Source organism: Synechococcus sp. R6-7 (assembly GCF_047461695.1).
Lineage (GTDB): Bacteria > Cyanobacteriota > Cyanobacteriia > Thermostichales > Thermostichaceae > Thermostichus.
The window spans coordinates 1-5,005 of the sequence record NZ_JANSHS010000207.1 but is presented as its reverse complement, the minus strand read 5'-3'; the positions used below and the strand labels follow the sequence as shown (position 1 = coordinate 5,005).

Annotated in this window: 5 protein-coding genes; all 5 read left to right on the top strand. The window is 56.4% G+C overall.

The window, feature by feature from the left end:
* Positions 1-159 precede the first annotated feature (159 nt).
* On the top strand, positions 160-891 hold the full coding sequence (locus tag NW815_RS06810) for an alpha/beta hydrolase-fold protein (protein ID WP_414415834.1): 732 nt from the start codon (positions 160-162) through the stop codon (positions 889-891).
* Positions 892-930: 39 nt separating this feature from the next.
* Entirely contained in the window at positions 931-1,989 is a 1,059-nt protein-coding gene (locus tag NW815_RS06805; protein ID WP_414389549.1) for an ATP-grasp domain-containing protein, read from the top strand.
* 68 nt (positions 1,990-2,057) lie between these two features.
* Positions 2,058-2,192 carry a hypothetical protein gene (locus tag NW815_RS06800; protein WP_414389548.1) on the top strand — a complete coding sequence of 45 codons (135 nt, stop codon included), beginning with the start codon at positions 2,058-2,060 and terminating at the stop codon, positions 2,190-2,192.
* 39 nt (positions 2,193-2,231) lie between these two features.
* Complete coding sequence (locus NW815_RS06795; protein ID WP_414389545.1) at positions 2,232-3,419, top strand: GNAT family N-acetyltransferase; 1,188 nt, start codon at positions 2,232-2,234, stop codon at positions 3,417-3,419.
* Between the two features lie 151 nt (positions 3,420-3,570).
* Entirely contained in the window at positions 3,571-4,965 is a 1,395-nt protein-coding gene (gene rlmD, locus NW815_RS06790) for a 23S rRNA (uracil(1939)-C(5))-methyltransferase RlmD (protein WP_414389543.1), read from the top strand.
* Positions 4,966-5,005: the final 40 nt, after the last annotated feature.

Here is a 5,005-nt window from a genome sequence, read left to right as displayed (position 1 = left end):
GAAGCAGTCAGGGTCGGGTAGTTTACGTCTGCTCCCATCTGTTCTGGTGGCTCTTGTGGACCTTTCCAGAGAGTGCCCTTTGCCTTGCTCGACCAGGCAGAGCAGAATGCTTCCCCCGGAAAGGTTGGGTATTTCTTGAGGATCCCTTCCCCGTTTTTCATGGCCTACGCTCGCCGCTACTTGCGCTTTCCCTCTCAGATCTTGGGCCGGGAAATGGAGATGCTCCACTTTGGGCATCACGGCTACCCGCTGATCTGTCTGCCCACCAGCAACGGGCGTTTTTTTGACGTGGAAGATCGCGGCATTATTGCCAGCCTCAGCCATCATCTGGAACAGGGCTATTTGCAGGCTTTTTGCGTGGAAACCCTAGATTGGGAGACTTTGTTCAACCGCCAGCTGGACTTGCCCCAACGGCGGGATCGTTGGCTGTTGCTGGAGCAGCACTGGGTAGAAGAGCTGATCCCCTACGCCAAGGCCGAGGCGCAAAATGAGTTTCTGGTGGTGGCTGGGTTTTCCCTGGGAGCTACCCATGCTGTCAACCTCACCTGTCGGCATCCCGGCTTGGTGCGCCGTTGCTTGGCCCTGGGGGGGCCCTACGATGTGGCCGCTCTCGGCTCCATCACCGGCTGGGATCCCCAACGGGCAGAGCAGGAGCTGTATTTCATCAACCCGCTGGCCTATATGTCCAACATGAGCCGGCAACTCTGGGATCACTTGGGCGGGCGCAACACCGAGCTGAAGCTGCTCACCGCTCGCCACGACCACTGCCTCAGCGACAACCTGCGTCTGGCGGAAGTGCTTAGCCGCAACAACATCCCCCATCAACTGGAGGTATGGGAGGGGAATCACGATTGGCCCACTTGGCAAGCGCAAATCCGCGCCTTCGCGTAGGATCCCTTGCAGGGAATAGCTTTTGACGAGAGAGCTTTGATGATTGAAGACTATTGGGTTGGCAGCCTGCACTTCAGCGAGCCTTTCGGGGACGATACTCTGGCTCGCCTCAACGCACTTCCCCCTGTTCAAGCTCGCAACGGCCAAACTTACAAGATCCGGGCCGAACATGTCACCATTCATGAGGTGAACCTGGATTACCGCACCAAGTATCGCTTGATCCTGGATCGCTTCAGCTACCTTTACCCCCAAGCCATCGGCCTGTTCATGGGCTTTGCCTTTCGGGGGGTTTACCTCATCAACAACCCGTTTAGCTTTTATTACTACCTGCGCAACAAAGATGCTGCCTACATGGTGGTCAAAGAGCTGGGGATCTCCATCCCCAAAACTTACATTCTGCCCCCTAAAGAAGCCCCTGCATTGAAAGCAGAGGACTTTAAGTATCACAAGTTTTTCGATTGGCAGGGGATGGCGGAAGATCTGGGCTGGCCAATGGTGATCAAGCCGGCGGAGGGGCGAGAGGCCATTGGAGTAGAAATAGCCCACAACATGGAGCAGCTCCTCTATTTTTACGACCGCTCTGGATCTCAGGTGATGATGATCCAAGAGAAGGTCAAAACCCCTTACCCTTGGCAGATTCGCGCCCTCTGCATTGGCCGAAAGATCATTCCGATCAAGTATATCTTTCGCAAGTTCGATGCCAGCGAATATCTGTTTGATCCAGAATTTCTTACCCCGGAAATGGGCCAGAAAGTCATCAATACCTGTCGGATTATCAATCGAGTTTTGGGCTATGAAATGAACTCGGTGGAGCTATTCATCGACGAGCAGGGAGAGCTGCAGGCCATCGACTTTAACAATCCGGTGCCCGATGGGCGGCTCAAGGCTTTGGGAGAGATCTTCTATAACGATTACCAGCAGGCCCTTTGCGATTTGGTCTTGGACATCGTGCGGGAACAGCGTCCTTTCGACTTCCTGCCCCCAGATATCAACCGCTTTGCCCACATTGCCCGACGGGCCGATCTCACCCGCGAGCAGAAGTTTCAGATGGCTCTGGATTTGGCCAACCGTTACTACGAGCCCAGGGATCCCGATTAAAATCAAACCAGAACCCAAAAGTGTGGTTTTCCGCCGGAGAAGTTGTGGACGGGCAAAGGAGCAGCAGCGTGGTCTCCGACCCCGTTTCAGGGTGGTACGTGATCAAGCAGGCGCAGGGATCCTGCCAGGTGCTGCATTTGGCGGCGGGGGATCCCCTCTTGAGTCGGCAAGAGCATTGGGGGGCCTTTTCCCGGCCAAGCTGAGGCGATTGGGCGGCGGGTTGGTCTGATCCAGGCAGGCAAATGTCAACCGGGTTGAAATGGCGCTGGTGCCACGATATTCGCGAGATCCCGGCAGGGGCCTGGCACGCCTTGCAAACGGAGCGCACCTCTCCTTTTTTGGAATACGAATGGTTGCACAGCCTAGAAAGCTCAGGTTGTGCCAGCCGCAGGACAGGGTGGCTGCCCTGTCACCTGTTGGTGGAGGCGGACGGCCGGTTGATTGCTGCTGCCCCCTTGTATTTGAAAAGCCACAGCCAGGGGGAGTTTGTCTTTGACCAAGAATGGGCTGCAGTTGCCGGCCAATTGGGGGAACGCTACTACCCGAAGTTAATCGGCATGGCCCCCTTCACCCCGGCCACGGGCTATCGCATCCTCGTCCATCCCGAGTATTCGGAAGCAGAGGTGTGGTCGTTGATGCTGGCAGCCATTGACCGGTTTTGCCAAGAGAAGGATATTTCGGTGTTTAGCTTGCTTTATGTAGATCTGGACTGGCGGACTCAACTGGAATCGGATGGATTTACGCCCCGGATCACCCACAACTACCAGTGGCACAACCCCGGCTACCGCTCTTACGAAGACTTTTTGAGCCAGTTCAATGCCAACCAGCGGCGCAACATCAAGCGAGAGCGGGCTGCAATGGAAAAAAGCGGCCTAGAACTCAAGATTTACACAGGAGAGGAGATCACGCCCCGCCTGTTGTCTCTCATGTACGACTTTTACAGCAACACCTGCGCCCAATTTTGGAACTGGAGCAAATATCTCAATCGCCGCTTTTTCGAGTCTCTCTATCCCAACTATCGGGAGCGAGTTGTGCTGGTGGCCGGGGAACGGAATGCAGAAATTGTGGGGATGTCTTTTTGTATTCGTAAGGGAGATCGCCTGTTCGGGCGCTACTGGGGTTGTCGGGAGGAGGTGAAGTTTTTGCACTTTAACGTTTGCTACTACGAGCCCATTGCCCTCGCCATCCGAGAAGGGATCCGCAACTTTGATCCCGGCGCAGGGGGATCCCATAAGATTCGACGGGGATTTCCGGCCACGCCTGTGTACAGCTACCACCGCTTCTACAGCCGAAGGCTACAACAGGTTTTGGTGCCCTACCTAAACCGGGTTAACCCTCTCATGTTGGCCGAGCTGGAGAACGTGAATCAAAATGAGGTTCCTTTTCGAGAAGATGTTTTGCCTTCTCTATCTGCTTTGACCAAGGAGTGAACCACTTCATTGGATGGGGTTTTCAATCCCGTAAGCAGTTGGCGGCTGACATGCTTTTTGCCTTGCTACAGCTTTTTCCGGCAATGCTGACTCCAGCCAACACGACCTGACCTATGGTTATAGTTATTTCGAATTTCGGCGAAACAGCCTAATGGAACATCCGATCCCTTCCGGCCTTCCTGATCCCGTTAAACCTGGGGATCTCTTGGCGTTGGAGGTCACAGCCCTGACCCCCCAGGGAGATGGCATTGCCCACACGGTAGGACTTGGACAAGGGCGAGTGGTGTTTGTGTCCCAGGCGGTGCCCGGGGATCAGGTGGTGACCCAAATAACCGAGATCAAGCGCAACTACTTGGTCGGGCGAATTCGGTCGCTGATTTCTCCCTCTCCCCAACGGGTGCGACCAGCCTGCATTGTGGCGGACAAATGTGGTGGCTGCCAATGGCAACATGTCAGCTATGCCCAGCAATTGGCCACCAAGCAGCAAATCCTCAGGGATGCACTGGAGCGGATTGGCGGTCTGACTCTGCCGCAGCCTGTCCCTATTTTGGGATCCCAGCAGCCGCTGCGCTATCGCAACAAGGTCACCTACCCCATGGCCAAACCGGAGGGCCAGCCCTTGCGCATGGGCTACTACCAACGGGGCAGCCACCGCCTGGTGAACCTCAACCAATGCCCCGTGCAAGACGAGCGGCTGGATGTGTTCCTGAGGGAAATCAAGCGGGATCTCCAAGAAACGGGCTGGAGTGTCTACGACGAAAGTCGTCACCAAGGTCATCTCCGCCACTTGGGTTTGCGCATCGGTCGCCGTACCCGCGAGGTGCTCCTGACCTTGGTCAGTTGCAGTCGTCGCCTGCCCCATCTGGAAAGCTGGGCCGAACGCTGGATGCAGCGCTACCCTGACCTGGTGGGGGTCTGTCTCAATCTCAACTCGGCCCGCACCAATGCCATCTTCGGCCCGGAGACTGAGGTGATTGCCGGTCGGGGGTCTTTGCGGGAGGAATTTGCCGGTTTTTCCCTCTGGATCGACAGCACCTCTTTCTTCCAGGTCAACACAGAGCAAGCAGAAGCCTTTTTTACCTGGATAGCCGACCAACTGAACCTGCGGGGAGAGGAAACCATCCTGGATGCCTACTGTGGCATCGGCACCTTAACCTTGCTGCTGGCGCAACGGGCGAAACGGGCGATGGGGGTGGAAGCTTTGCCGGAAGCGGTGGCCCAAGCCCGCTACAATGCCCAGTTCAACGGTATCGCCTCAGCCCAATTTTTCCAGGGCACGGTGGAACAGGTTTTGCCGACCCTGCCCCCTGCCGACATTGTGGTGCTGGATCCGCCGCGGCGCGGCTGCGACCGCCAAGTGCTCGAGACCCTAAAGCTGCGACGACCACCACGCATCGTCTACATTAGCTGTCACCCTGCCACTTTGGCGCGAGACTTGCAGATCCTACTGGCAGAGGGATCCTATCGCCTTACCCAATGGCGGGCGGCTGACTTCTTTCCCCAAACCGGGCATGTGGAGGGGGTGGCCTTTTTGGAGCGAGTTTGAAGAGTACGCACCCTGACCAAAAGGCGCGGCAAGCCCCGTC